The sequence below is a fragment of the Sphingomonas sp. Leaf21 genome (assembly GCF_916858675.1).
In the GTDB taxonomy this organism is placed as follows: domain Bacteria; phylum Pseudomonadota; class Alphaproteobacteria; order Sphingomonadales; family Sphingomonadaceae; genus Sphingomonas.
Map to the genome: position 1 here is coordinate 18,580 of NZ_CAKASM010000018.1, position 21,081 is coordinate 39,660.

The following is a 21,081-nucleotide window of genomic DNA, read 5'->3' on the forward strand; positions in this document are numbered from 1 at the left end:
TATCAGCCGTCGATGGGCCTATCTTCGACAGGCAGCACGGTGCTGCAAGTCGAGAGTAAAAACCATGACCGCTTATGATTTGAAGATGGCGACGGATATCCGTGATCTGCGCCTGGCAAAGACCCGTGATCCGCGTGACCCGGACGGCGGAATCGCGGCATCGTTTCGCCTCGAGCAGCTCGATACGCGCTACGACCCCGATACCCAGACATTGTGGACCGACATGCGGGCGCGGACCCGGCCCAGCTTCAACGCCGACCTGCTGCGCGATTTCGTCCGCTGGCAGGAGGCGATCGGGCTGGCCGCCGACGGGGTCGCGATGCCGATCCGCTATGTCGTGCTGGGCTCAGGCTTTCCCGGCATATTCTCGCTGGGCGGCGACCTCAACATGTTCGCGCAGGCGATCCGCGACCGCAACCATGACGCGCTGGTCCATTATGGACGAACCTGCGTCCAGATCCTCCACCGCAACATGCGCGGGCTGGAACGGCCGATCATCACCATCGGGCTGGTCGAGGGCGATGCGCTCGGCGGCGGGTTCGAGGCGCTGTTGTCCTTCCATGTCGTCATCGCCGAGCGCGGCACCAGCTTCGGCCTGCCCGAGACGCTGTTCGGCCTGTTCCCCGGCATGGGGGCGCATTGCTTCCTCTCGCGGCGGCTGGGCGCGGCGCGGGCCGAGCGGATGATCATGAGCGGCCGCACCTATAGCGCGGAGGAGCTGTACGAGATGGGGCTGGTCCACAATCTCGCCGAGCCGGGCGAGGGGCGGCGGATGGTCGCCGACTATATCCGTCAGAACCATCGCCGCCATAGCGCGCATTGCGCGATCTACGAGGCGTCGCGCGCGGTCAATCCGCTGCCGCTCGAGGAGCTGGAAGCGGTGGTCGACCTGTGGGCCGATGCCGCGTTGCGGCTGACCGAGGGGGATCTGAAGCGGATGGAGCGGCTGGTCGCCGCGCAGACGCGCCTGCGGGAAAAGGCGGAGGCCTGATCAACCGGCCCTGGGAAGCGCGACCACCTTCCCGGGGCCATCCTCCGCCATCCCCAGCCCGGCGAACAGCGCGGTCAGACGCTCTGCGGGCATCGGCCGGGCGAGCAGGAAGCCCTGCACCGAGTCGCACCGCGTGCGCTGCAACTGTTCGAGCTGCGCCTGGGTCTCCACCCCCTCCGCCACGGTCCGCATGCCCAGCTTGGCGGCAAGTTCGACAATGGTCTGCACGATCGCGACCGACGCCGGGTTATGCTCGAGGTCGATGACGAAGGAGCGGTCGATCTTCAGCGTCTGGAACGGGAATTGGGTAAGATAGCTGAGCGACGAATAGCCGGTGCCGAAATCGTCGAGCGTGGTGCAGACCTGGATCCGGTTGAGCGCGGTCAGCACGTCGATCGAGCGTTCGACATCGTCGAGCAGCACCGTCTCCGTCACCTCCAGCGTCAGCCGCTGTGGCGGCAGGCCGCTGTCCCGCAATGCGCGCGTCACCGCGCCCGTCAGGTCGGGCGTGCGCAACTGCACCGGTGACAGGTTGACCGCGATCGTGACGTCCGACGGCCATGCGCTCGCCTCGCGACAGGCCTGGCGCAGAACCCAGTCGCCGATCGGGACGATCAGCCCGTTCTCCTCCGCGATCGGGATGAATTCGCCGGGAGACACCGGGCCGAATTGCGGGCTGTTCCAGCGCAACAGCGTCTCGCACGAGGTGATGCTGCCTTGCGCCAGGCGGAAGATCGGCTGGAACAGCAGATGGAACTCGCCGCGCTCCAGCGCGCCGTCCATCGCGGCGGCAAGCTGGCGTCGGCGCTCGATCTTCTCGTCCATCACCGGCTCGTACAGGAAGAACCGGCCGCGCCCATTCTCCTTGGCGCGGTAGAGCGCGAGATCGGCGTTTTTCAGCAACGTGTCGGCATCGTTCCCGTCATCGGGGGCGATGGCGACGCCGATCGAGGCGGAGGTGCGCAGGATATGCCCGCTGAAGCCCACCGGCTGTCGCACCAGATCGAGGATCGTCGTGCCGATCCCGCCCGCCGCTTCGGCATGATCGATGTCGCACAGCACTGCGAATTCGTCGCCGCCCAGCCGCGCGACGATCCCCTCCCTGGCGAATTGCTCGCTCAGCCGCCGCGCGACTCCGACCAGCAGCGCATTGCCCGCCAGATGCCCGAACGAGTCGTTGACCTCCTTGAACCGGTCGAGGTCGAGCCAGAGCAGCGCCAGCTTCTTTCCCGACGACGGACCGCCCGAGCCCGCCAGCGCGCGGAGTCGCTCCTCGAAATGTTCGCGAAAGGCGGTGCGATTGGAAACGCCGGTCAGGTCGTCGCGGCGCGCCAGTTCGGCATGGTGGTCGGCGAGCGCGGCCTTTTCCTGCGACGCGACGGTCGCGCGCAGGATCGCCGCATAGGTCTGCTGCGTGATGTCCATCATCGCGACCACGAACAACAGGATCACCGCCGCCATCAACGCCTTGAGCGGCTCGAGCGGCAGGAGCAGCCCGACCGCCAGCGGCAGCGACGCGCAGCAGAGCTGCGACAGTGCGATCAGCGGCCGTCCCGCATTGCGTCCGGCGATGCCCGCCGCATAGCCGATCGCGGTGGTGACCGAGAGCAGGTGGAGCGTGCCGTCCTGCGTGCGCGTCAGGGTCAGCAGGCCGAACAGGCCGAGCAGCGCGGCATAGCTGAGCGCGCCGAGGCGATAGCCGCGTTCCTGCTGCCGGATCGTGCCCGCGCGGCGGGCCCAGAGCGTGTCGACGATGCGTCCCAGGCCCACCGCCGCGATGCCCATGGCGCAGCCGATCAGCCAGTCGTCGCCACTGGCGGCGGCCACGACCGCCGCGATCGCGCTGCTCGTGATGGCGCCGATGACCAGCGAGCGTGGCGAGGCGTAGAGCGACTCGACCAGGACGGCACGAACCCGCATGGAAATCTGGTCGTCGGCCTGGCGGAGGCGTGCCACCCGGTTGATTATTCGTCGCATATCAAACTCCTGGGCGCTGCGTAACGCATCCGACCCGGAGGCCCAAATCGCGTCCCGTCCGCCACGGATGTTGATATCCGGGTAGAGCGTCCTCCGGCGATGCGCGCGGACCATCCCGCCGATGGTCGGCGGGGCGATACGTCACAGGTCGGCAGCCAGGGAATGACAACGGTCATGTCGCGCTCAACGACGCAGCGGACCAATCGCCTCAAAAGTCGTTGCTTCTCCGTAAAAGAATCATGTCCATCGCGAAGCGAAATTGGAATTTATGGTTAATGCCTGAGTGGAAACCCCGATCGGCGACCCCGTTCCCTCCCCTTTGCAGGAGCGAGGGGAGACGATGTCACTCCTCCAGGTCCTCCGGCACGCCGATCGAGGAGCGCATCCGCCAGCGGGCGCTGACCTCGACTTCGTCGAACAGGTGGCCGCCCAGCATTACCAGCGCGGTTCCGGCGCTCGCCCCCAGAAAGCCGATCGTCGCCAGCGCCAGCGCGGTCGCGCCCGGCGACAGGGCGGAGGGATGCGCCGCGCACAGATGGGTGATCGCCGCATAGGCGATCGCCCACAAGATCAAACCGCCGCCCCGCAACGCCCAGTCCGCGCGCCGCGATCGATGCCATGCCGCCATGCCACAATCCTAACCGTGGCCCTCCAGCTATCGGCGTCGTCATAGCAATTCGAGGCCGATTCCGGGCTTTCGCATAGCATCGGCATAGTGTGGCAGTGGCTGGCACGGAGCGCTGGCGGCGGCGCCGGTTTCGCGACATAGCATGGCCCATGTCTATCCTCCGACTGGCGCCCGCCTGGGCGCGGCGCAACGTCCGTTCGAGCGAAGCCGGTCTAGTGCTGCTCGCGATCGCGGTCGGCGCGGGGGCGGGGGTGTTGAGCGTCGTGCAGGGGGCGATCGCGCGCACCCTGCAACATCTGTTGTTCGCGCTGAACATCGATGAGCGCCTGAGCTCGGCGACCGGGGTGCCCGCGCTGGCGCTGCTCGCGCTGCCGCTCGGCGGACTGGTGCTGGCGGGATTTTCCTGGGCGACGGGGGCACGGCGGCGGCGCATGGTCGACGCGGTCGAGGCCAATGCGCTGCACGGCGGGCGCATGTCCTGGTCGGACAGCCTGGTGATTTCGGGGCAGACGATCATCTCCAACGGCTTCGGCGCGTCGGTCGGGCTGGAGGCGGCCTATGCGCAGCTCGGCGCGGGGTTGGCGTCGGTCGGCGGTGGCTGGCTTCGGCTCAGGCGCGGCGACCTTCGGGTGCTGGTCGGGGCGGGCACCGGGGCCGCCATCGCGGGCGCATTCGGCGCGCCGCTGGCGGGTGCCTTCTACGCGTTCGAGATCGTGATCGGCGCCTATACGCCCGCCGCCATCGCCCCGGTCGCGGCGGCGGCGCTGACCGGCGTGCTGGTCGCGCAGATGCTGGGGGCGCAACCCTATCTGGTCGATGCGGTGGCGGGCGAGCCGGTGCTGACCCATCACTATCTGATCTATGCCGGGCTGGGCGCGGTGGCGGCTTTGCTCGGCATCGTCCTGATGCGCGCGGTGGCGGAGATGGAGACGCTGACCCGTCGCCTGCCGGTCGATGCGATGTGGCGACCGGCGATCGGCGGCGTGCTGCTGATCCCGCTCGCGCTGCTGACCCCGCAGATCCTGTCGGCGGGGCACGGCGCGTTGCACCTGGACCTGGAATATGGCCTGCCGCTGAGCTTTCTCGCGGCGATCTTCATCATGAAGAGCGCGGCCTCGGTCGTGTCGCTGGGCTTCGGCTTTCGCGGCGGGCTGTTCTTCGCCTCGCTGTTCCTCGGCAGCTTGCTGGGGCACATCTATGCCGATGCGATCGCCTGGGCGGCGGGCACGGCGGTGATCGATCCGCAGAACGCCGCGCTGGTCGGCATGGCGGCGTTCGCGGTGGCGGTGGTCGGCGGCCCGATGACGATGGCGATGCTGGTGCTGGAGGCGACGCACGACTTCTCGCTGGCGGGGGCGACGATCGCGGCGTCGCTGGTCACGACGACGATCGTGCGCGAGACGTTCGGCTATTCCTTCTCGACCTGGCGGCTCCACCTGCGCGGCGAGACGATCAAGAGCGCGCGCGACGTCGGCTGGATGCGCACGCTGACCGCCGGGCGGATGATGCGCCGGGTCGAGCGCGCCACGCCCGCCCGGATGAGCATCGCCGAGTTCCGCCGCGCCTTCCCGCTGGGATCGACGAGCCGCGTGGTGCTGGTCGATGACCAGGATCATTATGCCGGGATCATCCAGACCGCGCGCGCCTATGCCGACGGGCTCGACCCCGGCGAGCCGATCGGGACGCTCGCGATCCAGCGCGACCAGGCGCTGGCGCCCGACGCGGACGTGAAGACGGTGATGAGCGCGCTCGACGCGGCCGGCGCGGACGAGATGGCGGTGATCGGCGGCTCGAGCGAGGTCCTGGGGCTGGTGTCCGAGCCCTATGTCCGGCGGCGCTATGCCGAGGAACTCGACAAGGCGCAGCGTGAATTGTTCGGCGAGCATTGAAGAACGCGCGGTCCAGATCCGGAAATTTACAGCCCTTCGATTGATCTAGGCGCAGGACGGCCATCGGTGAGGGGGGTATCGTTACGGCCCCGGTCTCTGGCGTGTGCCGAGGCGACCGAGCGCAATCTCCGAGAGGAACACCGCATAGCCTATCCGATCCACCGTTACCGCGCCCTGGCCGAGCTGACGCCGCAGGAGGAGCGCGCGCTGCTGACGCTGGGCGAGGACGAGGTCGTCCGTCGGCGCGGCGAAACCTTCCAGAGGGAGGGCGATACGGCTCGCGGCGTCCATATGCATATCCGGGGCTGGATCAGCTCCTCGATCCTGCTGCGCAGCGGCAATCGTCTGGTTCAGAAGATCCACCTGCCCGGCGATATATTGGGGACGCCCAGCATGGTCCTGCCGCGCGCGGCCGACACGCTGACCGCGATTACCGAATCGGTGACGGCGTTCGTGCCCTATGACCGGTTGGGGCGGCTGTACCGGGATCTGCCGCGCCTCGCCGCGCTGTTCACCATGGCGGTCCAGCTCGAGCGGCTGGCGCTGATGGACGCGCTGGCGGTGACCGGCAAGGCGTCGGCGCGCGAGCAACTGGCCCGGCTGCTGATCGATCTCCACGCGCGGCTGACCCCGATCGGTGCGGTGGAGGACGAAGGCTTCGTCCTGCCGTTGACGCAGGAGATCATCGGCGACCTGCTCGGCCTGACCGCCGTGCACGTGAACCGGACGATCCGCGCGCTCGAGACGGAAGGGCTGGTCGCGCGATCGGGCCAGCGTGTCCGCCTGCTCGACCTTGCTGCGCTGCGCCGCCTGTCGCCGCTATCCCAGCGGCAGCCGCAGTTCGAACCGACCTGGCTCCCTCCGGCGGCATGAGGAAAACTGGGGGCTCCCCGGACAATTGATGCGTGGTCGCCTCGGCGGCGGCGCGGTAGGCCGTATCGGGCCCATCGGGGGGCTCATGCCACCAATACAGGTTTGCCACGATGCCGATCGTTGGTGCAGCGGATCGTCATGCCCGGAAGGGCGCCCGGCGCACGGGATGCCAGAGCGGGCGACGATGCCTGGTCGCCCTCGTGGTGTCGCCGATCCTCGTTCTTGGAAATCCGACCGACGCGACAGCGCAGTCCGACGCTCCACCCGTCGCGCAACCCGACGCCAGGGAGGTCGTCGTGCGTGCGCGGCGCCTGCCCGCCAAGCGGACGGCGCAGGGCGTGGTCTATGCGACCGGGGACCAGGCGCAAGGCGTGGCGGGGTCGGCGAGCGACGTTCTCAACACCGTGCCCTCGGTCCATGTCGCGCCCGACGGGCGGGTGACGATCCGCGGCGACGCCAATGTCCGCATCTTCGTCGATGGACGTCCGTCCGCCGCGCTCAACGGCCCTAACCGGGGCACCGCGCTGGAGGCGCTGTCGGGCGGCGCGATCGACTCGGTGGAGGTCTTGACCAATCCCTCGGTCCGCTATGACGCCGATGGCGGGATGATCCTGAACCTCGTGATGAAGCGGTCGCATCAGGCGGGGGTTCAGGCCAAGGTCACCGGCAATGTCGGTACTGGCGGGCGCCGCAACGTGTCGGGGCATGGCGAGGTCCAGTCGGGCGGGCTCAAGGCCGCGATCGACCTGTCCTTGCGCGATGAGGTGCGGCTGGTGACGGCGACCGACGATCGCCGCTTGCTGGACGGCAGCGGTTCGGTGGTGCAGCGCTTCGTCACCCTGTCGCGCTATACCCCGACGCACAGCCGTTCGGCCATGGTGACCGCAAGCCTGTCCTACGCCGCGACCGACAGGGGCGAGATCGGGATCGAGACGACCCTGTCGCAGGGTAGCCCGTATAACCGGATCGACGAGGCGCATCGCGACACGCCGGGGCAGGGACTGCCGGACATTCTGTATCGCCGGACGAGGACGGGCACCTATCGCAACGACGACCGCGACCTGACGCTCTACTATCGCGAAAAGGCCGCCGATGGACGCGGCGCATGGTCGATCGAGGCACAGCATGCCGAGACGGGGCTGCGCTGGGATCGTCCCTTCGTCACGGATTACGACATGCCGCCGCGCGACGCGACCGGCGAGCGGGTGGCGTTCCGGACGCTTTCCACCATGGACCGCGCCGCCGCCGACTATGATTTGCCCCTGTCCGCGTCAGTGAGGCTGCGCGCCGGAGCGGAAGCCAGGCGTGAGGCGGTCTCGACAGCCAGCGGGCAGGTCGCCTTCGACCCTGCACAGGCCTTGCCGCTGCCTATTCCCACCCTGTCACGCTTCGACGGGATCCAGCATATCGGTGCGCTGCACGCCGCGCTCACCTATCGGCAGGGCGACTGGACGATCGAGGGTGGCACCCGGCTGGAGGATGTCCGGGTCGCCGTGCCCGGAACGGTGCAGCGCCGGGTCGCGGGCTTCGCGCATCGTATGTCGGCGATGCGCGACATGGGCCGGGGGCATCTGGCACTACGCCTGTCGCGCAGTCGTGAGCGGCTCGATCCGAGCGACCTCAATCCCACGCTGGTGACGGTCGATCCCCAGGCGCAATCGCGCGGCAATCCGCTGCTTCGCCCGCAGGATATCGATTCGGCGGAGATCGAATATGGTTTCGACCACTCGGCCTTTCAGGCGACCGCGACCCTGTACTGGCGCCGGACGGAGCGGTTGATCGGCGACGATTACCGGATCGGGGCGGACGGCATCCTGCTCCGGACGGTGGCGAACAACGGCGCGCGACGCTCGGCGGGGGGTGAGGTGGTGCTGTCCGGTCCGGTGGGCAAGGCGATCCGCTACAGCCTGACCGGCAATATCCGCAGCGACCGGATCACGCGGGACGACCCGTCCGCGACGTATCGCACCGCGCTGATCGGCTGGTCGCTACAGGCGTCGCTGGACTGGGACGCGACCCCGCGCGACGCGCTCCATGTCGATGCGGATCGGCAGGGGCCGGAGTTGCTGCCGATGGGGGTGCGGACGGGCACGGGCGGGGTGAACCTGGTCTGGCGGCACAAGGTCGGGCCGCGATGGACCGCCACGCTGACCGCGCGCCGACTGGTGCAGGACGCCCGCATCCACACCACGATCGTCACGCCGCTGGCGATCGACGTCACCGAGCGGACGACCGATACCCGCGCGCTGCTGATCGGGCTGACCTATGGCTTCAAGGGCAAGGCCGCGCCCGGGGGAAGCGCGATTTCCTCACCCGCAAAGCGTTGATGGAACGAATGGGGCGATTCTTTCGATCGGTTCAGCTTGGCGTAGGATTGCATGCTATAGCTGCGCGCTCCTGCGACGACATTTGGACGAATAGGGGCTATCATACCGACATGACCGCATCGCATTTCTCCGTTTTCGGCCCCTCGGTCGCCCGGCTTCTCGGTTCGCTGGCGGCCGGTTCGCTGGTGGCGACGCCCGTGATGGCGCAGATCGCGCCGCCTTCGGTGCCCGCGCCTGCCGCTTCGACACAGACACAGACCCCGTCCGCCGCGACCGTCCAGCCGCTGCCCCAGACCGCGATTCCGGCGTCGAGTGTCGCGATGCCGACCCTCAGCGATGCGCAGGCGCGCCAGCTCGAGACGCTGATCGCGCAGGGCGAGGTGACCCAGGGCCTGCGGCAGGGGCCGCCCCGCGACCTGTCGGGTCTGTCCGCGACGGCGCTGACCCGCGTCGCGCTCGACTATGCCCATGCGGTCCATGTCGGACGGCTCGATACCGCCGATTTCACCAAGGACTGGGGCATCCGCCCGCAGGCCTTCGATCCGTTGCCGGGCTTTGCCGACGCGGTGCGTCGCGACCGGCTGGCCGACTGGGTCGCATCGCTGCCGCCGCCCTATGCGGGCTATGACGCGCTGGTGAAGGGGCTCGCCCGCTACCGCGACATGGCGGCTTCGGGCGGCTGGTCGTCGCTGCCGTCGACCACGATCAATTTCGGGGCCAGCGGGCCGCAGGTCGTGGCACTCCGCAAGCGGCTCGCGATGGAGGATCCCGCCGTCAGCGCGACCGGCGAGCGGTTCGACGACGATCTGCTCGCCGCCGTCCGCCGGGCACAGCGTCGCTATGGCCTCAACCCCGTCGGCACGGTGGGTGGCCAGACGATCGCCGCGCTCAACGTGCCGGTGTCGCAGCGCATCCGCCAGATCATGGCGAACATGGAGCGCTGGCGCTGGCTGCCGCAGCAGCTCGAGGCGAAGCGGGTGCAGGTCAATATCGCCGCCGCCGTGCTGACCGTGTTCGACGGCGACAATCCGGTCATGTCGATGAAGGCGGTGACCGGGCGTCCGGGCAACGAGACGCCGATGCTCGTCTCGACGATCCGCAGCATCGTGCTCAATCCGCCGTGGAACGTCCCCAGCTCGATCGCGAACAAGGAGCTGTGGCCCAAGGAGCGCGCCAATCCCGGCTATCTGAAGCGGGCGGGCTTCCGCGTCATCGACAATGGCGATGGCTCCAAGCGGTTGCAGCAGTCGTCGGAAAAGAGCGCGCTGGGGCGGTTCAAGTTCGACTTCCCCAACGACTTCGCGGTCTATCTGCACGACACGCCGGCCCAGTCGGGCTTCTCCAAGTTCGACCGGCTCGCCAGCCATGGGTGCGTCCGGCTGGAAAAGCCGGCCGATCTGGCCGCGCTGATGCTCAAGACCACGCCCGAATGGCAGCCGACCCAGGTCGACGCGGTGCTGAGCTCGGGCAAGACGGTGCGCGCGTCGATGGCGGAGCCGGTCGCGGTCTATCTCCTCTACTGGACCGCCTTCGCCAATGCCGATGGGCAGGTGGGCTTCCGCGAGGATCCCTATAGCTGGGACGCGCAGCTCGCCACCAAGATCGAGGCACGCTCCGCCGAGCGCGCCCAGGCCAACACCAACTAAGAGGCATCAGCCAGGGAGATGAGGACGATCATGCACAAGCGTACCAAGGCTTTGCTCGCGGCAGGCCTGTTGCTGCCCGCGCTGGCGGGCTGCTCGCGCTCCGAGCCCGAGGAACAGCCGACGACGACGGTCGAGAACGACGCCGGGGTCGTCGAGACGGCGCCGGTCGAAGAGCCGACGCCGGTCATGACCAACGATGCCGAACCCGCGCCGATCAACATGGCCGCCGACACCGTACCGCCGCCGCCGCCCGAGCGGACGGTCGACCAGCAGATGCTGGACGACGCCTCCGCCACCGGGATGACCGCCCGCGTCCAGCGCACGCCGAGCAACGACGCGCCTCCGGCGGATGCCGCGGAGCTTAAGGACGGGCAGTAAGCCGTCCTATTCCTCCCCAAGCTTCGCTTGGGGAGGGGGACCACCGCGAAGCGGTGGTGGAGGGGCGTCCTCGCTGATGGCGACACCCCTCCGTCAGTCCTGCGGACTGCCACCTCCCCTTGCAGGGGAGGAATTTATTGTGTGATTTCGCCGATCAACGCCGTCCGCTGCGCCTCGGTCGGCCGCCATTGGCCCGCCATCGAACCGCCGTCCCCGAACAGCGCATCCACCACCTGCGCCGCATCGCCCTGTTCCCACAGCGCGGCCAGTTCCGCCCGGCGCGGATCTGGCGAGGCGTCGTTGCCGGTCCGGATGAACCGCAGCCACGCCGCCAGCGCCGTCAGCGTCGCGGGCGCGTCCCCGCCATGCGCGGCGAGCGACGACAGCCAGCGCGGGCCGACCTTTTGCGATCCGTCGCTGGCGATCTGCGACAGGCGGTGTTCGAGCGTCGCATTGGCGAAGCGGGCGAGCAGCGCATCGGCATAGGGCTCCAGCGCCTGTCCCTCGGCGGCGCGGAAACTCGTCGCCGCCTCGACCCGCATCAGCGTTTCCACCACGGGCCGGATCGCCGGATCGGCGACCGCCTGATGGACGAACGCATGTCCGCGCTCCAACCCCAGATAGGCGAGCGCCGAGTGCGCGCCGTTGAGCATGCGCAGCTTGGCGGTTTCATAGGGCGCGACATCGGCGACGAACTGCGCTCCGCCCATGTCCCAGCGGGGGCGGTCACCGGCGAAATCATCCTCGATCACCCATTGCCGATAGGGTTCGGTGACGACGGCGCCCTCGTCGCGCATCCCCAGCGCGACCTCGACCCGCTGGCGATCGGCGTCGGTGACGGCGGGGACGATCCGGTCGACCATGGTGTTGGGGCAGCGCCAGTCGCGTTCGAACCAGTCGCGGACCGCCCGCTGGTCCTGCTGGTCCAGGAATGCCGCGACCCCCTCGCGCAGCACCCGGCCGTTATCGGGCAAATTGTCGCAACTCACCAGCGTCAACGGCGCCAGCCCGGACGCCCGTCTGGCCACCACCGCCCGGGCGAGATGATGATGGATGCTGTTCCTGTCGGCGGCGATGCCCGCCAGATCGGTCGAACCATCGGGCCGCCGCCAATAGCCCTTCTCGGTCACCGTCAGCGTGACGATGCGTGTATCGGCGTTGGACAGCAACGCGGCCAGTCGCTCCGGTCCGTTGGCCGCGACGGTGACCTCGCGGATCGCGCCGATCAGACGCGCCGCCTCACCCTCGCTCGATCGCTCGGTCACCGTGTAGAGCCCGTCCTGCGGCGCCAGTTGCTCGGCCACGCCCGCCGAGCGCAGCGACGCCCCCGCAATCGCCCAGTCGCGGTCCCCCGCCGCCATGGCGTCGTCGGTATAGACCGCCTGATGCGCCCTGTGGAACGCGCCCAGGCCCAGATGCACGATCCCGATCCGCTGGCTCGCCCGGTCATAACCGGGGCGTACGACGGAGGCGGGCAGGGTGGCGGCCGTCGCCTCGCCCAGCCGGGTCACAGCTTGTACGCCGCGCGGACCAGCCCGTTGGTCAGCGAATGCGCCAGTTCGACCGCTTCGTCCTCCTCCAGCCGATGCTCGGCGACGAGGCGCGCGAGGAAGCCGCAATCGACCCGCCGCGCGACGTCATGCCGCGCCGGGATCGACAGGAAGGCGCGGGTGTCGTCGTTGAACCCGACCGTGTTGTAGAAGCCCGCCGTCTCGGTCGTCATCTCGCGGAAGCGGCGCATCCCCTCCGGGCTGTCATGGAACCACCAGGCGGGGCCCAGCTTCAGGCAGGGATAATGCCCGGCCAGCGGCGCCAGTTCGCGCGCATAGACGCTTTCGTCCAGCGTGAAGAGGATGATGGTCAGGTCGCGCTCGTTACCGACCACGTCGAGCATGGGCTTCAGGCCATGGACATAGTCGGTACGCATCGGCATGTCCGCCCCCTTGTCGCGCCCATGGCTGGCGAACAGCCCCGCATTATGGTTGCGGAAGGATCCGGGGTGGATCTGCATCGTCATGCCGTCCGCGACGCTCATCTTCGCCATTTCGGTCAGCATCTGCGCGCGGAACAGCTCGGCATCGGCGGGCGTCCAGCCGCCACCGACGATCTTGGCGAACAGCGCTTCGCATTCGGCGGTCGACAGGTTCGCGGTCGCGGCCGTGGGGTGGCCGTGATCGGTCGCGGTCGCGCCCAAGGCGCGGAAGGCGGCGCGGCGCTTGGTATGGGCGGCGAGATAGCCGGACCAGCTATGGACGTCCTCGCCGGTCAGATCGGCGAAGCGCTGCATCGCGCCCGCGAACTGCTCATGCTCGACATCGATCACGCTGTCGGGGCGATAGGTGGTGATGACCCGGCCGGTCCAGCCGGAGTCCCTGATCGCCCGATGATGGACCAGCGGATCGTCGGCGCCCTCGGTCGTGGCGAGGCATTCGATGCGGAACCGCTCGAACAGCGCGCGCGGGCGGAAGGCCGGCGAGGCCAGCGCCTCGCCGATCGCGTCGAAATAGCGATCGGCGGTCGCTTCCTCCAGCGCCACGTCGAAGCCGAACACCTCGGCAAAGACATGGTCCAGCCACATGCGCGACGGCGTGCCCCGGAACAGGTGATAGTGCGCCCCGAACCGCCGCCACGCCGCGCGCGGATCGGTGGCGGGGCGGCCTCCACGATGCGGAATTCCCAGATCGTCGAGCGCGATGCCCTGGCTGTAGAGCATGCGGAAGACATAATGGTCGGGCGCGAGCAGCAGGTCGCTGGCATCGGCCCAGGGCTCGTCGGTCGCGAACCAGCGCGGATCGGTATGGCCGTGCGGGCTGATGATCGGCAGGTCGGCGACTTCGGCATATAGCGAGCGGGCGATACCGCGCGTGGTCGGGTCGGCGGGGAACAGCCGGTCGGGGTTCAGCGTCAGCGGGCGGGTCATGCGGTCAGCTCCAGTTCGGCCGACGCCGCCGGTCGGGGCAACCCCAGCATGTGGACGATGCCGCGCTCCAGCCCGCGCAGCTCGGCCAGCCCGCGCATCCGGCCGAGCAGCGAATAGCCGGGATTGGAGGTGCGATGAAGATCGTCCATCATCCGGTGGCCATGATCGGGACGCATCACGATCGCACGACCCCGCGCATGGGAAATCTCGACCACCGCCCGCACCACGTCGGTCATGCGGGCATTGCCGCCCAGATGCTCGGCCTCGTGGAAGTTGCGCTCACCCGCTTCCCAGCCGACCGAGCGAAGGTGGAGGAAGTCGATCCGGTCGGCGAAGCGGCGGACCATGGCGGGCAGGTCGTTGTCCGGCCGCGCCCCGAACGACCCGGTGCAGAAGCATAACCCGTTCGCCATCGACGGCACCGCGGCGTAGAGACGGTCGAGGTCCGCCGCCGTGCTGACCACGCGGGGCAGGCCGAAGATCGGGAAGGGGGGATCGTCGGGATGGACGACCAGCGTGATCCCGACCTCTTCCGCGATCGGGCAGACCGCGCGCAGGAAGGCGATATGGTTGGCGCGCAGGCTGTCCGCGTCGATCCCCGCATAGCTGTCGATCGCCCGGAGGAAGGCGGGCGAGTCGAAGCTTTCCTCGCTGCCCGGCAAACCGGCGATGATCGTCCGCTCCAGCCGGTGGCGTTCCTCCGGCGTCATCGCGGCGAAGCGCCGGGCGGCGACCTCGCGAACGGCTTCGGAATAATCCGCCTCCGCGCCGGGACGGCGCAGGATATGGATGTCATAGGCCGCCACCGCCGCCCACTCGAAGCGCAGCGCCGTCGCGCCGTCGGGAAGCTGCCAGTCGAGGTCGGTCCGGGTCCAGTCGAGCAGCGGCATGAAATTATAGGTGACGGTGCGGATGCCCTCCGCCGCCAGATGGCGCAGGCTGTCGCCATAAGCCTCTATCAGCGCGTCGGTGCATTCGCCGCGCTTGATCGCGTCGTGCACGGGCAGGCTCTCGACCGTCGACCAGCCGAGCCCCGCCGCCTCGATCATCGCGCGCCGCTCCGCGATGGCTCCGCGCGGCCAGACGATACCGTTGGGAATCTCGTGCAGCGCGGTGACGACTTCCGTGGCACCGGCTTGGCGGATATGCGACAGGGGGATGGGATCGGCGGGTCCGAACCACCGCATAGACTGGATCATCAACACGTCGTCATCCCCGTCCCGTACCCGAGCTTTTTCATCGATAGCGGTAGCATCGCCCATTCTGATTGACCAGTTACTAATTTTGGCCTTGCCACTATACGGGGATATGGGGCCATCGGCCTGTAGGAGAGAATTTTGATGCGGATCGTGATCGTCGGCGAGGGAATGGTGGAATTGTCGCGCGCGGACGGCGATCTCTGGCGGCTCGGCTATGGCGGCGATACGCTCAACACCGCGATCCATCTGGCACGGCTGGGACAGGATGTCCGCTATGCCACCGCGCTCGGCGAGGATGTGTTCAGCGACGACCTGCTTCGCGACTGGGCGGGGGAGGGGATCGATACCTCGCTGATCCAGCGCGATCCGGCCCGCATGCCGGGCCTCTACGCCATTTCCACCGATGCGCAGGGCGAGCGCAGCTTCGCCTATTGGCGCGGCGAAAGCGCGGCGCGGCGGACTCTGTCATTGCCGGGTGCCGACGCGGTGATGGCGGCGGCGGAACGCGCCGATCTGCTGCTCTTCTCGCTCATCACACTGGCGATCCTCGACGATATCGGGCGCGACCGGTTGATCGCGCTGGCGGAGCGTGTTCGCGCGCATGGGGGCCGCGTCGCGTTCGACGGCAATTACCGCCCACGCCTGTTCCGCGACCAGGCGGAGGCGCAAGCGCTCTGCCGCCGCGCGGTCGCGGTCTGCGACATCGGACTGCCGACGCTGGAGGATGAGGCGATGTTGAACGGCGCAACGTCCGCCGCCGATGTCCAGGCGCATTGGCAAGGGCTGGGCGCCAGCGAAGTGGTGGTGAAGCTGGGCGCGGAGGGCTGCCTGCTGAGCGATATCGGCATCGTCCCGCCACCGCAGCGCCTGTCGCCCCGCGACACGAGCGGCGCGGGCGATGCGTTCAACGCTGGCTATCTCGCGGCCCGGCTGGAGGGGCTGTCGCCCGGGGATGCGGCGGTGCGCGGGCACAGGCTGGCGGGATGGACCGTCATGCGTCCGGGCGCGATCCCGGCGCGCGATGGCGAACTCGCCACCCTGTTCGGCTGATTTGGACTAACCAAATCGCGGACTTCGGTCACATCGGCTCAAGGGGGCGGTGTTCCGCCTCCATAAAAGATCGGAATGGGACGCCAAATCTTCCCCCAAGCTGCGCTCTGCGAGGGGGCCGCCGGGCGTTAGCCCGGTGGTGGAAGGGCCGGGATCCGGCGGCGTCGACAACCGCAACCCCCGACGAAAAGGGGGCCGGAACCGTGGTTCCGACCCCCTGATCCTGTCAGCCAGATGGCTGCGGCAGGTTACGCGCCCGGGATTTCCGAGACGTTCACCTTGATGCCGCGGCCCATCGTCGACGAGACGGCGACCTTGCGGACATACTTGCCCTTCGCGCCCGACGGCTTGGCCTTGATGAGGGCATCGACCAGCGCGTCGAAGTTGGCGCGCAGGTCTTCCGCCGGGAACGACGCCTTGCCGATGCCCGAATGGATGATACCGGCCTTTTCGACGCGATACTCGACCTGGCCGCCCTTGGCCGCCTTGACGGCTTCGGCGACGTTCATGGTCACGGTGCCCAGCTTCGGGTTCGGCATCAGGCCCTTGGGGCCGAGAACCTTACCGAGGCGACCGACGACGCCCATCATGTCCGGGGTCGCGATGCAGCGATCGAAGTCGATGGTGCCGCCCTGGATGGTTTCCATCAGGTCTTCGGCGCCCACGACATCGGCGCCAGCGGCGCGTGCCTCGTCGGCCTTCGCGCCCTTGGCGAACACGCCGACGCGAACGGTCTTGCCGGTGCCCTTGGGCAGGGTGACGACGCCGCGGACCATCTGGTCGGCGTGGCGCGGGTCAACGCCCAGGTTGACGGCGACTTCGATCGTCTCGTCGAACTTCGAGGTCGCGTGGGTGCGCGCCAGCGAGATCGCCTCGTCGATGCCGTGCAGCTTCTCGGCGTCGATCTGGACCGACTTCTGCTTCTTGGTCAGCTTCGCCATGATCTCAGCCCTCCACCACTTCGAGGCCCATCGCGCGGGCGGAGCCTTCGATGATCTTGGTCGCAGCCTCGATGTCGTTGGCGTTCAGATCCTTCATCTTGACCTGGGCGATTTCCGCGAGCTTCGAGCGCGCGATCTTGCCCGCCGTCACCTTGCCCGGCTCCTTCGAGCCCGACTTCAGGTTGGCGGCCTTCTTGATGAGGTAGGTCGCAGGCGCGGTCTTCGTCTCGAACGAGAACGAACGATCGGCATAGACGGTGATGACGGTGGGCAGCGGCGTGCCCTTCTCGACTTCGCCGGTCTGCGCGTTGAACGCCTTGCAGAATTCCATGATGTTCACACCGCGCTGACCCAGCGCCGGACCGATCGGCGGCGAGGGGTTGGCGGCGCCTGCAGGGACCTGCAGCTTGATATAGCCGGTAATCTTCTTTGCCATGTCACTCTCTTTTCGAGTCTAGCGGTCGTGACGGGCACGAGGCGTAAGCCTGCGCACCCTCCCGCAAGGGTTCCGTCGCATGAATGCTAGGGAAGCGCGGGCCGATAGCGGAAAATGGGGGGAATGACAAGGCCAGCATTGTGCTTGTCAGGGCCGATCCGGCCATGTCAATCTCGGTTCCATGATGGACGACTCGGTCGAGGGAGCGACCGGTTCCGCCATCGCTCGAACGGGGGTTCGACAGATGCGACGGGGATGGGGTGCGCTGGCCTTGGCGGCGGCGCTGACGATGGCTGCCACACCGTTGGCGGCGCAGGAAAAGACCGGCAACAAGCCCGGTTTCACGCTGGCTCCCGGAAGCGCGACCATAGTGCTGATGCGGCCCGAGATCGCGGTCGGCGCCCAGTCGACCGGCGGGTCGTACGAACCCAATGCCGATTGGACCGATCAGGCGCGCGAAAATCTGGGCAGGGCGCTGGCCGATGCGCAGGGCAGGCTGGGCAACCGGGTCGTCACCTATGTCGAGCCGGTCGGGCAGGGTGCGGCCGTGGCGCATGAATATCGCGCGCTGTTCACCGCGCTGGCCGATTCGGTCCAGACCTATCAGTTCTTCCCCGGCAATCGCCTGCCGACCAAGAAGCGTGACGACAGCTTCCTTTGGTCGATCGGACCCGAGGTCGCGAAGCTGCCGGGCGTGCGGGGCGCCGACTATGCGCTCTTCGTGACGACCGAGGACCATTACGGCTCGACCGGGCGCAAGCTGCTCCAGATCTTCGCCGCCGGGGTGGCCGGTGTCGGCGTGAGTTCGGGCGTGCACAAGGGCTATGCCGGGCTGATCGACCTGAAGACCGGCGACCTGGTCTGGCTGAATGCCGATCTGGCCATGGGCGGCGACGTCCGCACGCCGGAGGGCGCGGCCAAGCGTGTGTCGCAGTTGCTGGAGGGTTTCCCCGGCAAGCCGGGCGAGGCGCCGGTGACGCCTGCCGTCCCGACCCAGACCGCCGCACGCTGACGGGGGCGATCATGGCCGGATGGTTGATCGCCGCTGCGCTTGTCGGCGCGGCGTTGGGCACGGGTGGTGCCGACAAACTCGCGCCGCTGCCGCCTTACAGTGCGGCCTATACGCCGACCACGGTCGACGAGCGCGGGCTGTGGCAGCGCGCCGACGAGGCGGAGCGCGACCTGCGCGACTCGCCCGCCGTGGTCCATGATGCCGCGCTGAACGCCTATCTTGGCAAGGTCCTTTGCCGTTCGGTCGGCCAGGATCGCTGTCGCGGCGTGCGGATCTATGTGGTGCGTGCGCCCTATTTCAACGCGTTCATGGCGCCCAACGGCATGATGGTGGTGTGGACCGGCGCGCTGCTGCGGCTTCGTGACGAGGCGGAACTGGCGGCGGTGCTCGGCCATGAGTTCGGCCATTTCGAGATGCGGCACAGTCTGGCGAGCTTTCGCCGGGCGCGGACGATCGGCGACATCATCGCCTGGACGGGCGTGGTGTCGCCCTACAGCCTGTTGCCGGTCAGCCTGATCCAGCTTCATTTCTCCTATAACCGCGCCCAGGAGACCGAGGCCGATCTGATGGGCCTGCGCTATCTGGCGGCGGCGGGCTATCGGCCGCTGGCCGCTTCGCGGATCTGGGAGCGGTTGATGGCGGAGGAGGACGCGACCGCACTGGGTCGCAAGCGGCGTGTCACCCATCATTATTCGGCGGGTTTTTTTGCCAGCCACCCGACCGAACTCACCCGCGCCACCTATCTGCGCGAAGCGGCGGGTGGAGACGACACGGGCGGCGACGAGGCGCGCGACGCGTTCCTGACGGCGATGAAGCCCTGGCGCGCGACCTTTCTGGCCGACCAGATCAAGCTGAACGATTTCGGCGGATCGGAATATCTGCTCGGTCAACTCGCGACTGACCAATGGACGCCCGACCTGCTGCTGACGCGCGGGGAACTGTACCGCGAACGGGGCAATCCGCGCGATCTGGTCAGTGCGGCGCAATTCTATCAGCAGGCGATCGATGCGGGCTGTACCGATCCGATCGCCTGGCGTGGTCTGGGCCTGTCGCGGTTGCGCGGGCAGCAGGAGGCGGCGGGGCGTGCCGCGCTGAAAACCTATCTGGAGCGCGCACCGCAGGCGAGCGACCGCGCGGCCATGGCGATGTTGATCGGGGAAGGGGGCGTGCAATGAGAGGTTTCAAGATCGCGGCGATGGGGCTGGCGCTGTTCGCGGCGCCGGTGCTGGCGGGCAACCGGCTGATCCCGGCGGGGCAGCCGGTGGCGGTCGCCAAGTCGGTGCTGACGGTCACGCCCTCGGTCGAATGGAACAAGCTGGGCGCGCGGCCCGGCCGCAATTCGGAAACCTGGACCTTCGACGGCGATGCGCTGAACGACCTGACCTTCTATGGCGGCATCCCGGCCGAACAGACGCTGTTCCGTGAAGTCAGCAAGCGCAACAAGCCGCTGCCCCGCGTCAAGGCGACGATGCTGGTGACGGACATCCCGACCCTGGTCGAGAACAGCTATCGCATCGCGCTGGACACCCCGCTCTTTACCGTGGAGGGGATGGAGCCGATGGCCTTTGCGGGCAAGCCGGGCATCCGCTTCACCTACAGCTTCACCCGTCCGAACGAGGATCTGCCCCGCAAGGGCGAGGGACGCGGGGCGATGATCGACGGCAAGCTGTACCTCATCACTTTCGAAGCGCCGAGGCTGCATTATTTCGACAGCGGCGTGGCGGCGTTCCGGCAGGTGGCGGACAGCGCGAGATTGTAAAGCGGCGAGGGAGCTTTCCTGCCCCTACCACCTCCATTCGCTCAGCGTGAACGGAGGGTGGTGTAGCGGGGCTGGGAGAGGCTCCAAATACGAAAAGGGCCGGTGGCGTTGCCGCCCCGGCCCTCGTCTCGTCGGATCGTCCGACCTTACTTCGAGCGTTCGACCTGTTCGAAGTCCAGTTCGACCGGAGTCGCGCGGCCGAAGATCGACACCGACACCTTGACCTTGGACTTGTCGAAATCCAGTTCCTCGACGACGCCGTTGAAGCTGGCGAAGGGGCCTTCCAGCACCTTGACCGCGTCGCCGATCTCGTAATCGACCTTGACCTTGTGCTTCGGGGCGGCGGCGGCCTCTTCCTTGGAATTCAGCATCCGCGTGGCTTCGCCTTCGCTGATCGCCTGCGGCTTGCCCATCGCGCCCAGGAAGCCGGTCACCTTCGGCGTGTTCTTGACGAGGTGATAGACCTGGTCGGTCATGTCGAGCTTGGCCAGGACGTAACCGGGCATGAACTTGCGCTCGACCGCGATCTTCTTGCCGCGGCGGGCCTCGGTCACGGTTTCGGTCGGCACCTCGATCTGCGCGACGAGATGGTCGAGACCCAGACGGGTCGCCTCGGCCATGATCGAGTCGCGGACCTTGCCCTCGAAACCGGAATAAGCGTGGATGATGTACCAGCGCGCCATGGGAACCCTTTTACTTCGCGAGCGACAGCAGGGTGCGGACCAGCGTCTCGAAGAACGAGTCGACCGCCAGGAAGAAGATGGCGAGGATCGTGGTCATCACGACCACCATCACGCCGGTCATCACCGTCTCGCGCCGCGTCGGCCAGACGACCTTCCTGGTCTCGGTCTTGACCTGGTTGAAGAATTCGATGGGGGTCGTCTTCGCCACTCGTGCCGTTCCCGCACCTGCGTTGAAATTACTGTCAGCGAGGCATGGGTCCGCCGCCGCCTGCCCCGGGGGCCTGCGACGAAGGGTCCGTCCGCGCTGTTCGGATGGGCACGCGATGTAGCTGTGGCTTGGTCAAAAGGCAAGGGCAGGGGCGGCGTGGGGGT

19 protein-coding genes are annotated in these 21,081 nt (G+C 68.0%); 10 read left to right on the forward strand and 9 right to left on the reverse strand.

Translation table 11 applies throughout. The annotated features are described in order from the left end of the window. The first annotated feature begins 64 nt into the window (after window positions 1-64). Window positions 65-991 carry a crotonase/enoyl-CoA hydratase family protein gene (locus tag LRP66_RS13190; protein WP_230483063.1) on the forward strand — a complete coding sequence of 309 codons (927 nt, stop codon included), beginning with the start codon at window positions 65-67 and terminating at the stop codon, window positions 989-991. Here the strand turns inward: LRP66_RS13190 and LRP66_RS13195 are convergent, their stop codons facing one another. Together LRP66_RS13195 and LRP66_RS13200 are read right to left on the reverse strand one after the other, a co-directional pair. After that, window positions 992-2,968, reverse strand: a complete 1,977-nt coding sequence (locus LRP66_RS13195; protein WP_230483064.1) for a putative bifunctional diguanylate cyclase/phosphodiesterase — start codon at window positions 2,966-2,968, stop codon at window positions 992-994. Between the two features lie 343 nt (window positions 2,969-3,311). Continuing rightward, on the reverse strand, window positions 3,312-3,596 hold the full coding sequence (locus LRP66_RS13200) for a hypothetical protein (RefSeq protein WP_230483065.1): 285 nt from the start codon (window positions 3,594-3,596) through the stop codon (window positions 3,312-3,314). A 149-nt stretch (window positions 3,597-3,745) separates the two neighbouring features. On the opposite strand from LRP66_RS13200, the gene LRP66_RS13205 reads away from it, so the two are divergent. The 5 genes from LRP66_RS13205 to LRP66_RS13225 all read left to right on the forward strand — a co-directional run bounded on the left by LRP66_RS13205 (window position 3,746) and on the right by LRP66_RS13225 (window position 10,709). After that, complete coding sequence (locus LRP66_RS13205) at window positions 3,746-5,485, forward strand: chloride channel protein (protein WP_230483066.1); 1,740 nt, start codon at window positions 3,746-3,748, stop codon at window positions 5,483-5,485. A gap of 66 nt (window positions 5,486-5,551) precedes the next feature. Beyond that, window positions 5,552-6,358 (forward strand): Crp/Fnr family transcriptional regulator, encoded by an 807-nt coding sequence (locus tag LRP66_RS13210; protein ID WP_230483067.1) that lies wholly within the window; start codon window positions 5,552-5,554, stop codon window positions 6,356-6,358. Between the two features lie 296 nt (window positions 6,359-6,654). Next, window positions 6,655-8,685, forward strand: coding sequence for a TonB-dependent receptor domain-containing protein (locus LRP66_RS13215; protein WP_230483068.1), 2,031 nt, complete (start codon window positions 6,655-6,657; stop codon window positions 8,683-8,685). Between the two features lie 110 nt (window positions 8,686-8,795). Beyond that, complete coding sequence (locus LRP66_RS13220) at window positions 8,796-10,331, forward strand: L,D-transpeptidase family protein (protein ID WP_230483069.1); 1,536 nt, start codon at window positions 8,796-8,798, stop codon at window positions 10,329-10,331. Between the two features lie 30 nt (window positions 10,332-10,361). Continuing rightward, window positions 10,362-10,709, forward strand: a complete 348-nt coding sequence (locus LRP66_RS13225; RefSeq protein ID WP_230483070.1) for a hypothetical protein — start codon at window positions 10,362-10,364, stop codon at window positions 10,707-10,709. 134 nt (window positions 10,710-10,843) lie between these two features. Here the strand turns inward: LRP66_RS13225 and LRP66_RS13230 are convergent, their stop codons facing one another. Genes LRP66_RS13230 through uxuA form a run of 3 tightly spaced genes read right to left on the reverse strand, consistent with a single transcriptional unit; the run spans window position 10,844 to window position 14,828 of the window. Beyond that, a complete protein-coding gene (locus LRP66_RS13230) occupies window positions 10,844-12,220 on the reverse strand; it encodes a mannitol dehydrogenase family protein (protein ID WP_230483071.1) in 1,377 nt (458 codons plus the stop codon). Next, the gene (gene uxaC / locus LRP66_RS13235; RefSeq protein WP_230483072.1) at window positions 12,217-13,629 is read right to left on the reverse strand and encodes a glucuronate isomerase; all 1,413 of its coding nucleotides are present in this window, start codon (window positions 13,627-13,629) and stop codon (window positions 12,217-12,219) included. The genes LRP66_RS13230 and uxaC overlap by 4 nt, the downstream gene beginning before the upstream one ends. Further along, window positions 13,626-14,828, reverse strand: coding sequence for a mannonate dehydratase (gene uxuA, locus LRP66_RS13240; RefSeq protein WP_230483073.1), 1,203 nt, complete (start codon window positions 14,826-14,828; stop codon window positions 13,626-13,628). The genes uxaC and uxuA overlap by 4 nt, the downstream gene beginning before the upstream one ends. Before the next feature lie 141 nt (window positions 14,829-14,969). On the opposite strand from uxuA, the gene LRP66_RS13245 reads away from it, so the two are divergent. Continuing rightward, entirely contained in the window at window positions 14,970-15,878 is a 909-nt protein-coding gene (locus LRP66_RS13245; protein ID WP_230483074.1) for a sugar kinase, read from the forward strand. Between the two features lie 248 nt (window positions 15,879-16,126). Here LRP66_RS13245 and rplA read toward each other — a convergent pair whose 3' ends face one another. Both rplA and rplK read right to left on the reverse strand, forming a co-directional pair. Next, window positions 16,127-16,819 carry a 50S ribosomal protein L1 gene (gene rplA, locus LRP66_RS13250; RefSeq protein ID WP_076711493.1) on the reverse strand — a complete coding sequence of 231 codons (693 nt, stop codon included), beginning with the start codon at window positions 16,817-16,819 and terminating at the stop codon, window positions 16,127-16,129. Window positions 16,820-16,823: 4 nt separating this feature from the next. Next, entirely contained in the window at window positions 16,824-17,255 is a 432-nt protein-coding gene (rplK, locus tag LRP66_RS13255) for a 50S ribosomal protein L11 (RefSeq protein WP_230483075.1), read from the reverse strand. A 244-nt stretch (window positions 17,256-17,499) separates the two neighbouring features. On the opposite strand from rplK, the gene LRP66_RS13260 reads away from it, so the two are divergent. From LRP66_RS13260 to LRP66_RS13270, 3 genes are read left to right on the forward strand one after another with little or no spacing between them, the layout of a single operon-like run. After that, entirely contained in the window at window positions 17,500-18,267 is a 768-nt protein-coding gene (locus LRP66_RS13260) for a hypothetical protein (protein ID WP_230483076.1), read from the forward strand. A gap of 11 nt (window positions 18,268-18,278) precedes the next feature. Next, entirely contained in the window at window positions 18,279-19,442 is a 1,164-nt protein-coding gene (locus tag LRP66_RS13265) for a M48 family metallopeptidase (RefSeq protein ID WP_230483077.1), read from the forward strand. Further along, a complete protein-coding gene (locus LRP66_RS13270) occupies window positions 19,439-20,026 on the forward strand; it encodes a hypothetical protein (RefSeq protein ID WP_230483078.1) in 588 nt (195 codons plus the stop codon). The genes LRP66_RS13265 and LRP66_RS13270 overlap by 4 nt, the downstream gene beginning before the upstream one ends. A gap of 146 nt (window positions 20,027-20,172) precedes the next feature. Here LRP66_RS13270 and nusG read toward each other — a convergent pair whose 3' ends face one another. After that, complete coding sequence (gene nusG, locus LRP66_RS13275) at window positions 20,173-20,709, reverse strand: transcription termination/antitermination protein NusG (RefSeq protein WP_230483079.1); 537 nt, start codon at window positions 20,707-20,709, stop codon at window positions 20,173-20,175. Between the two features lie 10 nt (window positions 20,710-20,719). Further along, window positions 20,720-20,917 carry a preprotein translocase subunit SecE gene (gene secE / locus LRP66_RS13280; protein WP_230483080.1) on the reverse strand — a complete coding sequence of 66 codons (198 nt, stop codon included), beginning with the start codon at window positions 20,915-20,917 and terminating at the stop codon, window positions 20,720-20,722. Window positions 20,918-21,081: the final 164 nt, after the last annotated feature.